This window comes from Variovorax sp. P4_D9 (assembly GCF_056401695.1).
Map to the genome: position 1 here is coordinate 1 of NZ_JBFUIU010000098.1, position 17,874 is coordinate 17,874.

The following is a 17,874-nucleotide window of genomic DNA, read 5'->3' on the forward strand; positions in this document are numbered from 1 at the left end:
GTCCCGGTCCGCAACATCTTCGCCGTCGGCAAGAACTACACGGAGCATGCCGCCGAGTTCGACAAGAGCGGCTTCAACGCCACCAGCAGCGCCTCTGCGGTGCCGGCCTTCCCGCAGATCTTCACCAAGGCGACCACCTCGCTGGCCGGCCCGAACGACGACATCCGCTTCGATCCCGCGCACACCGCGTCGGTCGACTACGAGGGCGAGATCGGCGTGGTGATCGGCGCCGAATGCCGTAACGTCGCCAAGGCCGACGCGCTCGGCAAGGTCTTCGGCTTCATCGCCCTCGACGACGTGACGGCGCGCGACCTGCAGAAGGACCACGCGCAATGGTTCCTGGGCAAGTCGCTGGACAGCTTCTGTCCCGTCGGTCCCTGGATCGCGACCGTGGACGAGGCGCCGGTCGACTCGCTCAAGGTGCAGACCTGGGTCAACGGCGAGCTGCGCCAGACCGGTGTGCTGACCGACCTGATCTTCGACGTCCCGACCTTGATCTCGACCTTGTCGAAGGCGATGACGCTGCTGCCCGGCGACATCATCGCGACGGGTACGCCGGTCGGCGTCGGCATCGGCCACACGCCGCCGAAGTTCCTGCAGGACGGTGATCTGGTCCGTGTCGCCGTCACCGGACTGGGCGAACTGAACAACCGCGTTCGCACCCGTTGACGCTTCGCGTCCGGCAACAAGACCAATTCAAGAAAACGGAGACACACTCATGATCGATTCAAAGAAAGCCTGGGCACTGGTCGGCCTGGCAGCGACCGCGTTGCTGGTCGGCGCGCCGGCCGCGGGGCAGGAGGCCTATCCCTCGAAGCCCATCACGATGATCGTGCCCTTTCCTCCCGGCGGCGTTGCTGACATCGCCGCGCGGCCGGTCGCGGAAGCCATGGGGCGCTACCTGAAGCAGCCCATCGTGATCGAGAACAAGGCTGGCGCGGGTGGCGGCATCGGGATGTCGCAGGTCGCCAAGGCCAAGCCCGACGGGTACACCGTGCTGATGGCGCTGTCTTCCGTCGTCGTGCTGCCGGAAGCGGACGCCATCCTGCAGCGGCGGCCGATGTTCGAGTTGTCGCAGTTGAAACCGATCGCGCGCTTCACCGCGGACCCGGTCGTTCTCGTGGTTCAGGCCGACAGTCCCTGGAAGGACTTCAGGCAATTCACGGCGGCGCTTCGGGAGAAGCCCGGTGGCTATAGCTTCGGCTCCTCCGGCAACTATGGAACGATGCATGTGCCGGTCGAACAGATGAAGGCTGCCACCCATACGTCGATGCTGCACATTCCCTACACCGGCGCAGGTCCGGCGGTGGTGGCGCTGCTCGGCGGCCAGGTCGACGCCGTGGCCACCGGCCCGTCGACGGTGGCCGGGCAGATCCAGGCCGGCAAGCTGCGGGCGCTGGCGCAGTGGGGTGAGGGCCGCATCCCGACCCTGCCCGAGGTGCCGAGCCTGAAGGAACTCGGGGTTCCCGTCAGCTATTCGCAATGGACCGGCGTGTTCGTGCCTGCTTCGACGCCGGATGCGGTCGTCAGCCGGCTGCGCGAAGCCGCGAAGTTCGCGGCCAGCGACCCGCGCGCCGTCCAGGCGCTGCAGTCGGCCGGAACCTATGTGCAGTACCTCGACGCGCCGGAGTTCGAGCGCTTCGTTGCCAAGGATGCGGAGGCGATGGCCAAGGTGGTCCACCGCATCGGCAAGGTCGAATAGCGCCTCACTTGCCCTTCGTGGCCGTCAGGATCGCACAGGTGTTGCCCGGCTCCACCGAGCGGAACTTCTCGACCACCATCTGCTCGCGTGGCGGTCCCTCCATCGCCTCGCGCACTTCGAGTCGGCCATCGAAGTTGACCAGCAGCGGCGCTGCCGGCTCCTTGCGCCATTCGAGGTAGCTGCGCTGCAGGGCGACCGCATCGGCGGTCATCGCCACSGGCCAGCGCTTGCCGGTCGCGCAGTCGGTGAACAGCGCGGMATCCGCGAAGTAGACGAAGTCGCCGCGCCAGCCCGTGGGCTGAGCCTGCAGGCCGAGCGCGAAGGCGGCGAGCAGCAGGCCCAGGCCGCGCTTGCCGATCGAAGGCGATGGAGTCATGGGAGGCCTTTCACTTTCCGGACGCACTGAGCCAAAGACTACTACGACCGAGGACCGGGTCCGTCGCGCCCCGGTGGGTCGCCGCAGCCGGGTCGGCAATGACCCGGCTGCCGCCCCTGCAACGCGGTCGCTCCCAATCAAATCAAGCACTTGCGCGTAGCCCTCGATTGGCACGCGATTCGCAATGACAGTGCATGACTTTGCCTGGAGACTGCATTGCTCGACGGGTCGGCGGAAAGCAGAACGCAGCGCGCTGCCGAGGCCATCGAGGCCTATCTCGCGCGCTGGCCGCAGGCTGCCGATACGGAAGAGGGCATTGCGCAATGGTGGCTGCCGCGCATGGGCGTCGACCTGCCATTGCCCGATGTGCGATCGGCGCTCGAGCGGCTGGTGCGCCAGCGCGTGATGACGCGCACCAGCCTGCCCGAAGGCAGCGTGATCTACCGGGCCGCGCCGGCGGGGCCGTGAGGCCGCGCGGGATGCGTCGCAACGAGCGCTGACGAAGATGGCCAACATCCAGGCGATCCATTCGGTAGGCGCTTCGATCGCGACCTTCCTGCGCAACACCTACCCGGCGAGCGTGGGTGCACAGGCCATGCCGGCCTGCGATTTCGCGCTGGTGTCGTCGGGCGAACTGGCCGGCACCATCGACGACACGACACGCATCACGCTCTACCTCTACCGCGTGACGGTGAACGAGCACAACCGCCAGCAGCGCCCCGGCCTGATGTCGCCGCAGCAGCAGGCGCCGTTGGGGCTTGACCTGCACTTCCTGCTCACCGCGTGGGCCGGCACGGCGCAGGACGAACTGCTGCCTTTCACGTGGGCGCTGCGCCAGTTGTATCTGCACCCGATCCTCGATGCGTCGTCGCTGTCGCCCGAGGCCGCGTGGAGCGCGGAGGAGGTGATCCAGATCATCCCGTCGGAGCTGCCGGTGGAAGACATGATGCGCATCTGGGACGCGCTGGCGCCGCCGTATCGCCTGTCGGTGTCGTATGTGGCGCGGCTGGTGCGCATCGATCCCGATCTCGTGCTCGAAGCCGGGCCGGTGGTGGCGACGCGCTTCGGCTACGGTACGGCGCGGCCGGCAGGAGCCGAGTCGTGAGCCTTGTCATCCGCGAACTCGAACACATCGACACGCGCGTGCTCGCCGCGCTGCGCTGCATCGACGCGAGCACGCGCGCGGCGGTCGATGCGCCGCTGCAGGTCCGCATCGATGGCGCGCGCGTGCGGCGCAATCGCAGCGGGCTCTACGTGATCACCCACGCCGATCTGCTGGCCGCGCACGAGGCTGCCTTCGAGGCGCCGCCGGCCGTGCCCGCGATCGGCTCTGTCGCGCTGAGCGCATCGCTGCGAGACCTTTCCGGCAGCTACCTGCCGCGCATCGCCGCGCTGGCGCTGCCGCGCGACCCGGCACCGGACCCTGCGGACCCATCCACCTCATTGTTCCGCCCGATCGAAGTCGAGATGTATCCTGCGAGCCATGCGCCCGTGGGCGTCAACTGGGCGGTGCTGCGCGTCAGCGTTCGAGAAAGCGCCAGCGGCGACGCGCTCGGCGGCGCCCTGCTGATCGCCAGCAGCAGCGCCGGCGTGGTCGCGCGCGGCCTGAGCGACTGGCGCGGCGAGGCGCTGGTGCCGGTGCCCGGCGTGCCCGTCACCACCTGGTCCGACGAGGCCGAGGCAGTGGTCGTCAACGAGATCGCCGTGACGCTCGAACTCGTCTACGACCCGGCCACGGGCCTGCGCACCCACGCCGATGCCGTGCGCGCCGGCCTTGCGCCGGCCGTGTCGCCGCTGGTCGACCCGGACCAGCTCGAGGCCGATCGCGCCACGCTGCCGCACGCCACGCTCGACCTGCGGATCGCCTCCGGGCGTTCGCAGTCCGTTTCCCTCGCGCTCGCATTGCCATGAAGGCCCAGCGAGTCACTCGTCGTCCAGCACCCGCAACCTTCATGCAAAGGAGATAGGCCATGCCCGAATACCTGGCACCCGGCGTCTACGTCGAAGAAACCAGCTTCCGCGCCAAGTCGATCGAAGGGGTCGGCACCAGCACCACCGCCTTCGTCGGGCCGACGCGGCGCGGACCGCTCGGCGGCGTGCCGGAACTGGTCACGAGCCTGCCCGATTTCGAGCGCATATACGGCAGCCTCGAGAACCTGGCGCTCGGCGATGTGAACGATGCCGCGCGGCGGCTCAACTTCATCGCCCACGCGGCGCGGGCCTACTTCGACAACGGTGGCTCGCGGCTCTACGTGGTGCGCACGCTCAACACGGCGGCAGTGGCTAGCGGGATCTTGCTCAGCGGCGCCTCCGACGCCGAGAGCGCCTCGATTCGCGCGCGCTTCGCGGGTGCGGCCTACAACGGCCGGGTGCTGTTCCGCGAAGCGGCGCGTCCCGCCACGGTGCGAACGCTGGGCACCGCGCCCGCGGGCAGCCTGCTGAGCATCCGGGTCGGCGACACCGAGACGCACTACACCGGCAGCGGCGCGACCTGGCTCGACAGCGGCAACACGGCGCTGTCGCTCACCGGCCTGGCTGCCGGGGACACGCCCGGCGGCGCCGGTGCGATCGCCAACCTGGTGACGCTGGCGGTCGACGTGATCGACGCCGATGGCTATGCGCAGTCGTGGGACGAGCTCGGCTACGCGCCCGCGCATCCGCGCTGGCTCGGCACCGTGCTTGCGCAGAACCCGGCAAACCGGGCCGACGCACTGGCCAACCTGGTGGCGGCGCAGATCGGCAGCGGCGTCAGCGCCTTCGAACTGGCAGCCGCGGTGCGGGCGCTGCCGGCGGTGGTCGGTGACACCGACGGCCGCCGTCTGCTGGTGATGGCCGGCGGCACCGACGGCAACGCGCCGATCACCGGCGCCGAAGGAACGGCCGGCAGCTATGCCGATGCCCTGGCGACCCTGTCGGGGCTAGAGGACGTGTCGATCGTGGCGGCGCCCGGCAGCAGCGCGTACGCCGATGCGCAGGCGATCCAGGGCGCGCTGATCGGCCATGCCGAGCGGCGCCGCGCCTACCGCATCGCGGTGCTCGACTGCGAGCCGAACCAGACGCCCGGCGGCATGCGCATCGCGCGCGGCCGCATCGACTCGAAGTACGCGGCGCTCTATTACCCGTGGGTGATCGTCTCGAATCCGCTGGCCCGGCCGGGCCGCGACGACATCCCGCGCGAGATCGCCTTGCCGCCCTCGGGCTTCGTGGCCGGCATCTATGCCCGCAACGACACGCAACGCGGCGTCTACAAGGCGCCCGCCAACGAGGTCGTGACCGGCGCGCTGCGCTTCGAGAGCGACATCAACTTCGCCCAGCAGGAACTGCTGAACCCGATCGGCGTCAACTGCCTGCGCTACCTGTCGGGCCGCGGCTATCGCGTCTGGGGCGCCCGGCTGGCGTCGAGCGACCCGGAATGGAAGTACGTCTCCGACCGGCGCTACTTCAACTACCTCGAAGCCTCGATCGACCGCGGCACGCAGTGGGCGGTGTTCGAGCCCAACGGCGAGCGCCTGTGGGCCAATGTGCGGCAGACCATCTCCGACTATCTCTACAACGAGTGGCGGGGCGGGGCGCTGCTCGGCACCACCACCGAGGAAGCCTACTTCGTGCGCTGTGACCGCACGACCATGACGCAGAACGACCTCGACAACGGGCGGCTGATCTGTCTGATCGGCGTGGCGATCATCAAGCCGGCCGAGTTCGTCATCTTCCGCATCGGCCAGAAGACCGCCGACGYCCGGGCATGAGTTGAGCATCAAGGGGAACCACCATGGCCAATCGCACCACGCCCTACGGCGCCTTCAACTTCGTCGTCAACTTCGACGGCGGCGAGACTTTTGGCGGCTTCTCGGATGTCTCGGGCATCGGAACCGAGCTGACGATCGCCGAATACCGCAACGGCAATGACAAGGAGAACCATGTGCGCAAGGTCGGCGGCGTGCACAAGGTCTCGGACATCACGCTGAAGCGCGGCATCGTCAACTCGCTCTCGCTGTTCCAGTGGATCAAGGACTCGCGCACCAAGGGTCCCGACGCCAAGAAGAGCATCACCATCCTGCTGCTCGACGAGTCGCAGAAGCCGGTGCAGTCGTGGGTGCTGCGCGGCGTGCTGCCGATGAAGTACACCGGCCCGACCCTGGCGGCCAAGGGCGGGGGCGATGTCGCGATGGAAGAACTCGTGCTGTCGTCCGAAGCGCTCGAAATGGAAGCCTGAAGCTTCGCCGTCGCCAGGTCGCGCCATGAGCCTGCTGTTCGAAACCGCCGCCCCGCCGGTCGCGCCCGACCTGCGCCGCGCCGACGTCGCCTGCTTCGTCGGCCACGTGGCGCGCCGGGCCGGCACGCCGCTGCCGGACGCGGTGCGCGAGCAGCTGCGCGAGGGCGGCTGGATCGACGGCCTCTGGGCCCGGCCGCCGGAGCAGGTCGAGTCGCTGCTGAACCTGCCGGTGGTGATCGACAGCTGGGCCCGCTTCGACGCGCTGTTCGCCTGGGAGACCCGGCCGCTGCGTGCCGACCCGGTCGACACCGACACCGGCGTCGCGGTCTGCGCCACCTACCTGGGCGCCGCGGTGCGCAGCTTCTTCGCCCGCGGTGGGCGGCGCGCGATCTTGGTCCGGGTCGGCGACCCCTGGCCCTTCATCGAGACGCTGACCGACCCGGCCGCGACGCGGCGCGAGCGGCTGCGGCGCATGATCCCCGACTTCGCCGATCGGACGAATCCGGCCCGCCTGTTCGTGCCTTCCGAGCCCTCGACCTGGCAGGGCATCCATCATGTCTATGGCCTGCGCGAGCTGAGCCTGCTGTTGCTGCCCGACCTGGCCGACGCCTGCTGCACCAGCGACCCGCCGCCGCGCACCGAGCTGCCGCCGCCCGCGGTGCCGACGGGCTTCGTCGAGTGCAGCGACAACGATGCGCCGCCCGACGACAGCACGCTGCGGCGGCTGCCGGCGCCGCGGCTCGACAGCGACGGCTACCTGGCCTGGCAGCTGGCGCTGGTCGCGGTGCGCGCCTTCCTGGCCCGGCACCAGCGCGAGCTGCTGCTGCTCGCCGCGCTGCCGCTGCCGCAGGCCGAGACCCGGCGCGTCAGCGGCGACGGCCAGGTGCATGCACAGGCCGAGATGGGCGCCTACTTGCGACGCATCGGCGTGTTGTCGGACGCGGCGATCCCCTCCGACCAGGACCCGGGCGCATCCAGCGCCTTCGTGCAGCTGGCCTGGCCCTGGCTGCGCACGCAGGCGGCCGTCGACCTGCCCGAAGGGCTGGAGTCACCCGATGGCGTGCTGGCCGGGCTGATCGCCGCCAGTGCCAGCCTGCGCGGCTGCTTCCGTTCGGTGGCCGGCGATTTCTCGGTGCCGCGACTGCGCGACGTGGCCGAGGCCGAGCCGCAGCCTTCCTGGGGCCTGGGCGACGACAGCCCCGATGCGCAGCTGGCGCGCCACGTCTGCCTGTTCGCGCAGCAGCCCGAGGGCTGGGCGCTGCAGTCGGACGTCACGCTGTCGTCGCAGGAGGCCTGGCGCTTCGGCGGCACCTCGCGCCTGATGGGCACTATCCTGCGCGCCGCGCGTGCAGCCGGCGACAGCCTGGCCTTCGACCTCAACGGCACGGCCACCTGGGCCCGGCTGCGGCGCAGCATCGACAACCTGCTGGCCGGCTTCTGGACCGAAGGGGCCTTCGCGGGAGCCACCATCGGCGATGCCTTCGCGGTGCGCTGCGACCGCACGACCATGACCCAGGCCGACCTCGATGCCGGCCGTCTGATCGTCGAGATCACGCTGCGGCCCGCGGCCTCGATCGAGCGCATCACGGTGGTGCTGAACCTCAACAACGCGAGCAGCGCCGCGGCGCTGCGGGAGGCCGCCTGATGCCCGACCAGGACCTGCCTGAGAACCTGCTGCAGCCGCTGCATGCGTTCCGCTTCCACGTGAGCTTCTCGAACGCGCAGGGCGGCGACACGGTGGACGTCTGCAGCGGCGCCTTCGCCGAATGCACCGGCCTCGAGGCGACCATGGAGCCGAAGGTGATCAAGGCCGGCGGCCTCAACTACGGCGCGGCGCAGCGGCCCGGGCCGGTGAGCTTCGCCACCGTGGTGCTGAAGCGCGGCATGACGACGACGCGCGACGCCTTCACGTGGTTCCAGCTGGTGGCCGGCGGCGCCTATGCGTACCGGCTCTCGGCCGAGATCCAGATGCAGGACGCGGCCGGCGAGACGGTGGTCACCTGGAGCCTGGACCGGTGCATGCCGGTCAAGTTCAAGGCCTCGGACCTGAATGCCAAGGGCACCGACATCGGCGTCGAGGAACTGCACCTCGCGCACGAGGGCCTGCGCCTGATCGTCGACTAGGAAAGCAAGGAGCCATGGCCAGCCTGCCCGACGCCCCCACGGTCGAATCCGCCACCTTCGAGGTGCTCGAAGGGCCGGGCGCGGGCACGGGCGCGATCGCGGTGCAGTTCAACCCGGTCTCCCTCGAGTACACGATCAGCAACGAGTTCGACGACCGCAACGGCAACAACGGCGCCCGCCAGTTCGTCAAGAAGAGCACCGCCAAGCTCGCGATGACGCTGGTCTACGACAGCAGCGACGACGGCAGCGACGTGCGGATCCAGACCGAGACCATCTCGAGCCTCATGGAGCCGGCCAAGGACGGCAAGAAAAAGTACGCGCCCAAGGTCGAGTTCGGCTGGGGCACCTACACCTTCAAGGGCGTGATCGAGCAATACAAGGAAACGATCGACTTCTTCGCTGCCAGCGGCGTGCCGCTGCGCGCCAGCATCGCGCTGACGCTGGCCGCGCAGGAGGTCGAGTTCCAGAGCAGCAAGAACCCCGACGCCAGCGTCGACGGCAACCTGACGCCCGATCCGGTCGATGTGCCGCCGGGCGCGGCGCCGTCTTCGGTCGCCAATGCGCTCGGCGATCCGCGCGCGGCGCGCGCGATCGCCTCGGCCAATGGCGCGGCCAGCCTGCGTTTCGGAGGGGTCTCGCTGTCGGTCGGCGGCTCGGTGAGCATCGGCGCGCCGGTGGCGTTCTCGGCGGGGGCAGGGCTGTCGGTCGGCGCAGGTGCTTCCGTCGGCGATGGCCTGTCGCTGGGCGGCGGGGCCGGGCTCGGCATCGGCGCGACCGCGGGGGCCGCGTTCGCGGGGCTGCGCGTCGACACCGCGGGTGCCAGCGCCTCGGTCGATACCGCCTCGGCCCGCGCCGCGTTGCTGCCGGCGGCCGGCGTCAGCGGCCCGGTCTCCTTCGGCCCCGGCGGTCGCGCGAAGGCCAGTGGCGGCGCCAGCCTGTCGGCCGATGTCGGCGCCGGTGCCGACCTGCACGCGCGTCTTGGATTCGGAGGTTGACGATGCCCATTTCATTCGACGAAATCTCGGCCGAGATCGAACGCGAGCCGACCCGTAGCAGCACCGACGGCGCAGCCGCGGCAGCCTCGCCCCCGCCCGATCCGCGCGAGCAGTTCGAGCGCGAGTTGCGGATCTTCTCCGAGCGGCAGGCGCGGCTCTCGGCCGACTGAACGCAGCGCACCGAGGAACGATCGCATGTCCGAAACCAGCCTCAGCCAATCGGCGATCTTCAGCGCCCGCCCGGTGGTGCGCGTCGGCGGCCAGGCGGTCGAGCGTGTGACGACGCTGCTGAGCGCGATGCGGATGGAGGAGAGCGAAGGCGGCATGAGCACGCTCGAGCTGCGCTTGTCCAACTGGGTCGCCACCGGCAGCGGCGGCGCCGAGCTGGCCTTCGATGCGCAGTCGCCGCTGAAGCTGGGCGCCGAGCTGCTGGTCGGCACCGGCGACGAGGCGGCGCCGAACGAGATCTTCCGCGGCAAGGTCAGCGCGCTCGAGATGGTCTGCAACTACGGCCAGCCGCCCGAGCTCGTGGTGTTGGCCGAAGATGGCCTCTGCACCGCGCGGCGGGCCCGCCGCACCAAGGTCTACGCTGACATGACGCCGGCCGGCGTGATCCAGGCCGTGGCCGGCAACCTCGGCCTGTCGCCGACGGTGACCGGCCTGGCATCGCCGAGCGGCACCTGGATGCAGCTCAACGAGACCGACCTGGCCTTCCTGCGGCGGCTGGCCGCACGCTTCGAGGCCGACCTGCAAGTCACCGGCACGGCGCTCACGGTGGCGCCGCGGCAGGAGGTGCAGCGCGGCACGATCGAGCTCACGCTCAACAGCCAGYTGGCGCGGGTGCGCATCACGGCCGACCTGGCGGACCAGGTCACGGCCGTGACCACCGCGGGCTGGAACGCGCAGGACGGCAGCGCCGTGAGCGGCTCGGCCACGGGCATCACGCATGGCGGGCCGGGCAGCGGCAAGAGCGGCGTGGCCTGGGCGCAGGAGGCGTTCGGAACGCGCAGCGAGCACGTCGGCAGCTTCGCGGTGTCGACCGACGGCGAGGCGCAGGCGCTGGCCGAGGCCACGATGGACCAGCGGGCCCGCCGCTTCCTGCGCGCCGAGGGCACGGCCGAGGGCAACGCGCGCATGCGGGTCGGCGCCCAGGTGCGCTTGAGCGGCATCTCGCCGCAGTTCGACAACAGCTACTACGTGACCGAGGCGCGGCACCTGTTCGACATGCGGCAGGGCTACCGCACCGAGTTCCGCGCAGAGTGCGCCTACCTGGGCCAATGACATGAAGCGCGACGCCGTCTTCCACAACACCGCCGGCTGGATGCAGTCGGGCTTTCTCGCGCGCGTGGTCTCGCTCGACGACCCCGACAACCGCGCCCGCGTGCAGGTCAAGCTGCTGTCCTTCGCCGACGTGACGGACCAGGACTCGACCATGTGGGCCCGCGTGGTCTCTTCGTTCGCGGGCAGCGACCGCGGCGTGTTCTTCCTGCCCGAGGTCGACGATGAGGTGCTGGTGGTCTTCGTGCAGGGCGACCCGCGCCACCCCTTGGTGATCGGCGGCCTGTGGAACGGCTCGGCGCAGCCGCCGGCCGCGATCGAATCGGGCGGCCGCAACCGCTTCAAGCGCATCAAGTCGAAGAACGGCATCGTCGTCACGCTCGATGACCAGGACGGCCAGGAGACGTTGCAGCTCGAGACGCCCGGCGGCCAGAAGCTGACGCTCAAGGACGGGCCCGGCAGCGTGAAGATCGAGGACAGCAACGGCAACTCGATCACGCTCGAATCGGCCGGCATCACGGTGCAGGCCGCGGCCAAGGTCAAGGTGCAGGCCTCGACCGTCGAGGTCACGGCCGGCATGGTGACGGTCGATGCCGCGATGTCGAAGTTCTCGGGCATGGTCAAGTGCGACGTGCTGCAGACCAATGCCGTGATCTCGACCAGCTACACGCCCGGCGCGGGCAATGTCTGGTAGCCGGAAAGAGGACCACGCCATGCACGACATCCTCATTGGCGCCCCGCGCGACATGCTCGCAGGTACCCACGGTGCCAGGCCCGCGTTGCTTCAGCGCAGCGACGAGGACTTCATCCAGTCGACGCTCGACGAGCTGCGCAGCGCGCCGGGCCGCCAGGCGCTGGCCGGCCGGCGCGCCAAGGCGGTGGACGCCCACGGCACGCTGAAGCTGTTTCAGCCGATTCAGCGCCAGTTCCACCTGGCGTTGATCGAGGCCTGGTGCGACACGCCGGGCGCGCCGCGGATCGATCCCCAGCGGGTCGATTCGGCCGGCCTGGTGGTGCGCCGGCTCGATGCCAACGGCGAGCCGCAAGGATGGATGCGCTCGAACGGAAGGGTGCGCGGCTGGGTGCCGATCTCGCGCGTCGGTGGCAGCGGCAGCGATCCGGCGGCGCGGCACCGGCTGCAGCGCCGGCTCACCGGCGTGGCCGACATCGACCGCCAGCTCGCGGGCTTCGCGCTGCAGCAGCCCGACAACCAGTTCGAGGAAGACGTGGTGCCGCTCTTCATCGCGCCGCCCGATGTCTGCGCCGAGGCCGGCAAGACTGTGTTCTACGGCATGGTGCCGACCGTCAGCAGCGAGATCAGCGAGGCCGCGCCGGCTGCGACCGCGGCCGGGTCGGTCGACTTCGGGCCGGACTCAAGCGCCTTCCGCACGCACCTGGTGGCGCCGCTGCGCGGTCTCGAAACGCCGTTCCCGTTTGCCGGTGCCCAGGTGGTGCCGGGCTGGTTCGATGCCAGCGAGTCGCCGGGCGAGGTCAAGCCGATCGACGTCACGGACGCGCAGTTCTCGGCCTTGAAGGCACCGATCGAAGACAGCGAGCAGCCGAGCCAGCCGGCCGGGCAGATGCGTGTCCTCCTGCTGCTGCTGCGCCAGCTCGCGAGCGAGTTCAATGCCTTCGATGGCGGCGCCGAGTCGAATGCGCTGCGGGCCGCGCTGTCGTCGATCTCGCTGCCGTTGACACTCAAGGAAGGGCAGGTCGACCGGCTCAGCGTGCGCGCCGATCTCTTTCTCGCCGATGCCTGCAAGGTGCTGCTCAAGAAGGAGAGCATCGCCGCGCCGATCGAGATGCCTGAGCGCTGGCCGGCGCTGAGCCCGGAGACCACGCAGGCGCTGGCCAACGCCATGCACGCCGCGATGCAGGCGCGGGCCGCGACGCTGCTGTCGAAGAGCGGCCGCTACGACGAGCCCGGCGCGCGCTACCAAGTGCGCGCCTTCGTCCGCATCAAGCCCGAGGGCGCATGCCCGACGCGCATCGTCTGGAGCCAGGAGAGCGAGCCCTTCGTGATCGCCCCCTGGTACGAGAGCGCCGATGCGCGGCCGCCGGTGATGATCCCGCTGCCCGATGCCAGCGACCGCGCCATGCTCAAGCAGCTCAAGCCCAACGTCGCCTTCGTGGTGCCGCCGTCGATGCAGAACCTGTTGTCGGGCAAGGCCAAGGACCTGCTCGAAGGCAAGGCCAACATGGGCTCGCTCGGTATCACCTGGATCTGCGGCTTCAACATCCCGGTCATCACGATCTGTGCCTTCATCGTGCTGAACATCTTCCTCACGCTGTTCAACCTGATCTTCGGCTGGCTCTTCTTCATCAAGATTTGCGTGCCGTTCCCGAAGATGGGCAACAAGGCGCCGGCGAAGCCGCCGTATCCGTCATGAGCGGCTTTCCTCTTCTGCCATTGCCCGACGCGAACGGCGCGCTCGCGTGGCCCGAACTCGCGCAGTCGGTGCGCGACGGCATCCGGCTGATCTTGTCGACCCGGCCCGGCGAACAGCTGATGCGGCCCGATTTCGGCGGCGGCCTCGACCGGCTGCTGCATGCGCCCAACACGGTCGCCACGCGGCGGCAGGTTCGCGACCTGGTGCAGGACGCGCTGACGCGCTGGGAGCGCCGCATCCTGCTCGACGCGGTCGAGGTCTGGGAGGTCGACAACGAGCCCAGCGCGCTGCGGGTCGAGATCGTGTTCCGGCTCGCGCGAACCGGGGCGCCGGGCGCCATGAACGTGACCGTGCAACTGGAAGGCTGAACCATGCCCATCCTGCCGCCTTCACTCGACGACAGACGCTTCGACGACCTGGTCGAGGACCTGATCGCGCGCATCCCGGCGCACACGCCGGAGTGGACCAACCCGCGGCTCGGCGATCCGGGCCGGACGCTGATCGAGCTGTTCGCCTGGCTCGGCGATGCGCTGCTGTACCGCGCCAACCTGATCCCCGAGCGCCAGCGGCTGGTGTTCCTGAAGCTGCTCGGCATGGGCCTGAAACCCGCGCAGCCGGCCCGTGCGATCGTCAGCCTGGGCTTCTCGCAGCCGACCGAACTCGGCGCCCACACGCTGGCGCCCTACGGCAGCGTGAAGGCGGCTTTGCCCTTCGAGACGCTGGCCGAGACCACCGTGCTGCCGCTCAGCGGCGAGGCCTACATCAAGCGCCGCCTGAGCCCGCAGGAGCGTGCCGATCGGGCCGAGGTGCTGCAGGGCCTGGCGCGCATCCACGGCATCGCGGGCACGCCGCAGGGCTACGAGACCACGCCGGTGTTCGCCGAGGGCAGGGCGGTGCCCGGCGGGCTCGACGTCTTCGGCCTGAGCGCCGACCGCGCGCTGTGGGTCGCGCTACTGGCCCCCGTGGCGCCGCGGCTGGTGGACCAACCGACCGTCAACGCCGCCGTCACGCTGGCGATGGGCACCGGCGGCGGCGGCTTGCCGGCGCTGCTGTCGGTCGGCGTGGTGCCGGCGCTCACGATGCCGGCGCCCTTCGAGGACGTCGCGACGCCGGCCCCGGTGCCGGTTCTGTGGGAACTGACGACGCAAGGCGCGAGCGGCTTCGCGACCGACTACCTGACGCTTGGCGTGCAGCCCGGCACCGACAGTAGCGGCGGGCTGGCGCGTGCCGGCACGCTGCGCCTGCAGCTTCCGGGCCAGCGCGACATCTGGGCTCCGCCCAACGATGTCGGCGTCAACACGCTGGCCGGTGTCGGCGATGCGCCACCCCGGCTCGACGATCCGGATCGCGCCGGGCGCGTGGTGGCCTGGCTGCGCCTGCGGCCCAAGCCGGGCGAAAGCGTCGAGTCGCTGAAGCTCGCGTGGCTCGGCGTCAACGCGGCCGAGGTCGACCAGCGCGTCACGGTCGCGGCGCGCGTGCTCGGCGCTTCGACCGGTGGCGGCTCGCAGACGTTCTCGCTGGCCTTTGGCTCGGTCGAGCCTTCGTCGCTGGTGGTGCAGGTGGAGGAGCCGGGGCAGGGCTACCAGACCTGGACCGCGGTCGACGACCTGGCTGCGATCAGCGCCGACCCGGCAGTGGCGCGCGAGGCCCGCGTGTTCCAGCTCGACGCCGAGGCCGGCACGCTGCTGTTCGGCGACGGCGTGCGGGGCCGCGTGCCCGAGCGGGAGATGCGCGTGCGGCTGGCGAGCGGGCGCTTCGGCGGTGGCCGTGCCGGCAACCTGCCGCCGGCCAGCATGGGCGAACTGCGCGCGACCCGCATCGACGGCCGCGCCGCGCCGGCGATCACGGTGCAGCAGCCGCTGGCGGCCGAAGGCGGCGAGGATGCCGAGACATTGGCGCTGGCCGAGCGCCGCATCCCTGCAATTCTGCGGCATCGGGATCGCGCGGTGACCGAGGAGGACTACCGCCGTCTGTCGGAGGAAGCACCGGGCATCGAGGTCGGACGCATCGAGGTGCTGCCGCGCTTCAAGCCCGCCGACMGGCGCTTCAACGTGCCGGGCGTGGTCAGCGTGATGGGGTTGCCGGCCGCGCCGCTGCAGCCGGCACCGAATCCGAGGCCCGACCGGCCCTTCATCGAGCGGCTGCATGCGCACCTGTCGGCACGGGTGCCGCTGGCCACCGAGCTGTACGTGATCGGCTGCGACTACGTGGCGCTGGGCATCGCGGTCGCGGTGCGGCTGCGCGACGGCTTCGCGCGCGACAAGGTGCTGCTCGACGTCCGCGAGTCGCTGCGCCGCCTGTTGTGGCCGCTGGCGCCGGGCGGGCTCGACCAGAAAGGCTGGCCGCTGGGCCGCGCGGTCCGCAGCCGCGAACTCGAGGTCGAGGTGTCGCGGGTCGAGGGTGTCGACGAGCTTCGCGGCATCACGCTGTTCCAGCGCAACGGCGACGCCTGGCAGGCGCTGCCTTCGATCGCCTCCGACGGCGCCCAGATCCTGTCGCTGCTGGCGTGGCAACTGCCCGAGCTGCTGGCGGTCGTCGCGGTCGAGGGCGATGCGCCGCCGCGTGATCTTTCCGCGCTACCGAATCCGTTCGCGGATGACAACGCCGTCGCAGTCCCCGTGGTGCCGGAGGTCTGCTGAAATGAATGGCCCCCACGCTCATCGCTTCGCGTATCGCTGCCCCCCGGGGGGGCGCTCAATGCCCTTCGGGCGGCCGGGCGGGCATTGACATGGATTCGAACGGCCTTTGCTTCTGGCAACTCGCCGACCGGGCTGCATGGCCCGACCTGCGGCATGCCGGTGTCGCGGGGTCGTGTGCCGCACTGCGGCTGGCCTCCGAACGCACGCTGCTGCCGGCCCTCGCCCCTGCCATGGCCTTCACCGTCGCGCAGGCGGCGCTGGACGAGGTGCCGCGCGCGGTCGATGGGCTCGAATGCTGCGCCAGCTGGGACGGCGGCGTGCACGGCGTGGTGGTGCACGGGCCCTTGCCCGATGACGTGCTGCTGCTGGAGCTCGACGAGACGCCGAGCGATCTCTGCGTCGCGCATGACGGCGTGCTGCTGATCGCGCTCGCGGGCCGCGTGTCGATGCACGACCTGCGCGGCCGCTGGGCCGATGTGCCGGTGTCGATCGAGGGCTTCGTCGCCTGGCGCGTGGCGCCGATTGCGGCGGGCGGCGCGTGGGTGCTCGAACGCAGCAGCGGCCGGATCGCCCGCCTGCACGGCAAGCCGCTGCGGGCGCAGACGCCCACCACCGACATGTACGGCCCGCAGGTGTTCCGGCCGCAGCCCGAGAACGGTTGCCCGCCGATGCTCGATCTCTTCGCCGTGCCTTCGCTCGGCGCCAGCGAGCGCGTGCTCGCGGTCGGCGACGACACGACCGGCGGACCGATGCTGCTGTGCTGGCTCGATGGCGAGGGCAGTGCGGCGGTGCGGCGTTGGAATGCGCCCGAGGCCCGCTTCGATGCGCCGCTGTTGCTCGACGGTGCCGCCTATGCCTATTCGCTCGCGGTGCTCGATGGCGACCGGATCGCGCTGCGCGTGCCGGGCCGGCGCGACGCGCCGGCCTTCGATCTCGCGGCCGCGGACACCGAGCGCCGCGTCGCGCCGCTCGGCGAGGTCTTCCCCTTGAACGCAGCGGCGCGTGAGGCCTCGTTCTGCGGCGGCGTGCGCGAGAACGGCCAACCGCCTTACTACCCGGTGGCGGCACGCCGCGCCGAGCCGCTCTACGCGCTGTCCTACCAGACCTCCGCGCGGCGCGGCGAGGCGCGCAACTTCCTTCTGGGGGGCGCCGACGACTTCCGCGCCTCGATGATCGACAGCGGCGACACCACCACCGTCTGGCATCGGCTCAACGCCGAGGCCGCGATCCCGCCGCACTGCGGCTTCGTGGTCTGGCTGGCGGCCACCAACGTCGCCCGGCCGCCGGCCGACGACGACGGCACGCAGTGGCATCCGCACGCCTTCGGCAGCGAGGCGGCCGCCATCGACGAAGCCGCACGCGGGCCGCAGGTTCCATGCGCCGCATGGGACCGGGCGCCGAGCGAACTGGCCGGCCATCCGGGCTTGCTCGAAGGCGATCGCGTGCCCGGCCAGCGCGGCCTGTTTGGGGTGCTGGTGCAGGCCAGCCGCCGGCGCGTGCGCACGCTGCAGGGCCGCTATCTGTGGCTGCGCGTGGTGCTCTCGGGCGATGGCCGCGCCAGCCCCGAGATCATTGCGCTGCGCGCCTGGGCCAGCCGCTTCTCGTACGTCGACCGCTATCTGCCGCGGGTCTATCGCGAGAGCCTGTTCGGCGAGGCCGCGTTCGCGCCCGGCGTCGGCGCCGGCCGCATCGAGATCGCGCACGCGACAGCACTCGATGCCGGCGGCCCGCTCGACGACACGCTGCGCGCCCGGCTCATGCTGGCCGGCGTGCGGCCCGGCGCGGCGGCTTCCGTGACGATCGAACGCGCCGGCAAGGCCTGGCTGTTGCGCGATGCGGCGAGCGCCTGGCGGCTGCGGCGAGAGACCGATACGCAGGGCGCGGTGCCGCTGGACTTCATCGCAGTCTACCGGCCGCAGGCCACGCCGGCGGACTTCAATACGCGACTGGTCGCGAACTTCGAGGGCGTGCTCACGCAGCTGGAGGACCGCGTGGCGGCGGCCCATCTGCTGAGCGATCCGCAGGGGGTGCCGGAGCCGAGTCTCGAATGGCTCGGGGCCTGGATCGGCGTCGCTTTCGACCCTGCGCTGCCGGCGGCGCGGCGGCGCGAGTGGCTGCGCGCCGCCCCTGATCTGGCTCGCCGCCACGGCACCCGTG

The 17,874-nt window shown here is 70.8% G+C and carries 18 protein-coding genes; 17 read left to right on the forward strand and 1 reads right to left on the reverse strand.

Translation table 11 applies throughout. The features are described 5' to 3' along the window. Positions 1 to 669, forward strand: a 669-nt coding sequence (locus tag AC1DY5_RS13430; RefSeq protein ID WP_478111968.1) for a fumarylacetoacetate hydrolase family protein, incomplete at its 5' end; no start/stop codon positions are given. A gap of 49 nt (positions 670 to 718) precedes the next feature. Next, positions 719 to 1,702 carry a Bug family tripartite tricarboxylate transporter substrate binding protein gene (locus AC1DY5_RS13435; RefSeq protein ID WP_478111970.1) on the forward strand — a complete coding sequence of 328 codons (984 nt, stop codon included), beginning with the start codon at positions 719 to 721 and terminating at the stop codon, positions 1,700 to 1,702. 4 nt (positions 1,703 to 1,706) lie between these two features. Here AC1DY5_RS13435 and AC1DY5_RS13440 read toward each other — a convergent pair whose 3' ends face one another. Then, positions 1,707 to 2,078 (reverse strand): hypothetical protein, encoded by a 372-nt coding sequence (locus AC1DY5_RS13440; protein WP_478111972.1) that lies wholly within the window; start codon positions 2,076 to 2,078, stop codon positions 1,707 to 1,709. Between the two features lie 216 nt (positions 2,079 to 2,294). On the opposite strand from AC1DY5_RS13440, the gene AC1DY5_RS13445 reads away from it, so the two are divergent. The 15 genes from AC1DY5_RS13445 to AC1DY5_RS13515 form a co-directional block, all read left to right on the forward strand. Further along, positions 2,295 to 2,546 (forward strand): hypothetical protein, encoded by a 252-nt coding sequence (locus AC1DY5_RS13445; protein ID WP_478111974.1) that lies wholly within the window; start codon positions 2,295 to 2,297, stop codon positions 2,544 to 2,546. 37 nt (positions 2,547 to 2,583) lie between these two features. Then, positions 2,584 to 3,183, forward strand: coding sequence for a Pvc16 family protein (locus AC1DY5_RS13450; RefSeq protein ID WP_478111975.1), 600 nt, complete (start codon positions 2,584 to 2,586; stop codon positions 3,181 to 3,183). Then, the gene (locus AC1DY5_RS13455) at positions 3,180 to 3,989 is read left to right on the forward strand and encodes a hypothetical protein (RefSeq protein ID WP_478111977.1); all 810 of its coding nucleotides are present in this window, start codon (positions 3,180 to 3,182) and stop codon (positions 3,987 to 3,989) included. The genes AC1DY5_RS13450 and AC1DY5_RS13455 overlap by 4 nt, the downstream gene beginning before the upstream one ends. A gap of 59 nt (positions 3,990 to 4,048) precedes the next feature. Further along, positions 4,049 to 5,824 carry a phage tail sheath family protein gene (locus tag AC1DY5_RS13460; RefSeq protein ID WP_478111979.1) on the forward strand — a complete coding sequence of 592 codons (1,776 nt, stop codon included), beginning with the start codon at positions 4,049 to 4,051 and terminating at the stop codon, positions 5,822 to 5,824. A gap of 23 nt (positions 5,825 to 5,847) precedes the next feature. Beyond that, the gene (locus AC1DY5_RS13465) at positions 5,848 to 6,291 is read left to right on the forward strand and encodes a phage tail protein (RefSeq protein ID WP_478111981.1); all 444 of its coding nucleotides are present in this window, start codon (positions 5,848 to 5,850) and stop codon (positions 6,289 to 6,291) included. Positions 6,292 to 6,316: 25 nt separating this feature from the next. Then, positions 6,317 to 7,936, forward strand: coding sequence for a phage tail protein (locus AC1DY5_RS13470; protein WP_478111983.1), 1,620 nt, complete (start codon positions 6,317 to 6,319; stop codon positions 7,934 to 7,936). Further along, complete coding sequence (locus AC1DY5_RS13475; RefSeq protein ID WP_478111985.1) at positions 7,936 to 8,415, forward strand: phage tail protein; 480 nt, start codon at positions 7,936 to 7,938, stop codon at positions 8,413 to 8,415. Before AC1DY5_RS13470 ends, AC1DY5_RS13475 begins: the two co-directional genes overlap by 1 nt. Before the next feature lie 14 nt (positions 8,416 to 8,429). Then, the gene (locus AC1DY5_RS13480; RefSeq protein ID WP_478111987.1) at positions 8,430 to 9,410 is read left to right on the forward strand and encodes a CIS tube protein; all 981 of its coding nucleotides are present in this window, start codon (positions 8,430 to 8,432) and stop codon (positions 9,408 to 9,410) included. A gap of 2 nt (positions 9,411 to 9,412) precedes the next feature. After that, positions 9,413 to 9,580 carry a hypothetical protein gene (locus AC1DY5_RS13485; RefSeq protein ID WP_478111989.1) on the forward strand — a complete coding sequence of 56 codons (168 nt, stop codon included), beginning with the start codon at positions 9,413 to 9,415 and terminating at the stop codon, positions 9,578 to 9,580. A 25-nt stretch (positions 9,581 to 9,605) separates the two neighbouring features. Then, the gene (locus AC1DY5_RS13490) at positions 9,606 to 10,691 is read left to right on the forward strand and encodes a phage late control D family protein (RefSeq protein WP_478111991.1); all 1,086 of its coding nucleotides are present in this window, start codon (positions 9,606 to 9,608) and stop codon (positions 10,689 to 10,691) included. Position 10,692: 1 nt separating this feature from the next. Further along, the gene (locus AC1DY5_RS13495; RefSeq protein ID WP_478111992.1) at positions 10,693 to 11,382 is read left to right on the forward strand and encodes a phage baseplate assembly protein V; all 690 of its coding nucleotides are present in this window, start codon (positions 10,693 to 10,695) and stop codon (positions 11,380 to 11,382) included. A 19-nt stretch (positions 11,383 to 11,401) separates the two neighbouring features. Further along, the gene (locus AC1DY5_RS13500) at positions 11,402 to 13,078 is read left to right on the forward strand and encodes a hypothetical protein (protein WP_478111994.1); all 1,677 of its coding nucleotides are present in this window, start codon (positions 11,402 to 11,404) and stop codon (positions 13,076 to 13,078) included. Then, positions 13,075 to 13,446: a GPW/gp25 family protein gene (locus AC1DY5_RS13505; protein ID WP_478111996.1), complete on the forward strand. Its 372-nt coding sequence runs from the start codon at positions 13,075 to 13,077 to the stop codon at positions 13,444 to 13,446. The genes AC1DY5_RS13500 and AC1DY5_RS13505 overlap by 4 nt, the downstream gene beginning before the upstream one ends. 3 nt (positions 13,447 to 13,449) lie before the next feature. Beyond that, positions 13,450 to 15,717, forward strand: coding sequence for a putative baseplate assembly protein (locus AC1DY5_RS13510; protein ID WP_478111998.1), 2,268 nt, complete (start codon positions 13,450 to 13,452; stop codon positions 15,715 to 15,717). Positions 15,718 to 15,806: 89 nt separating this feature from the next. Continuing rightward, positions 15,807 to 17,874, forward strand: a 2,068-nt coding sequence (locus AC1DY5_RS13515; protein WP_478111999.1) for a phage tail protein, incomplete at its 3' end; no start/stop codon positions are given.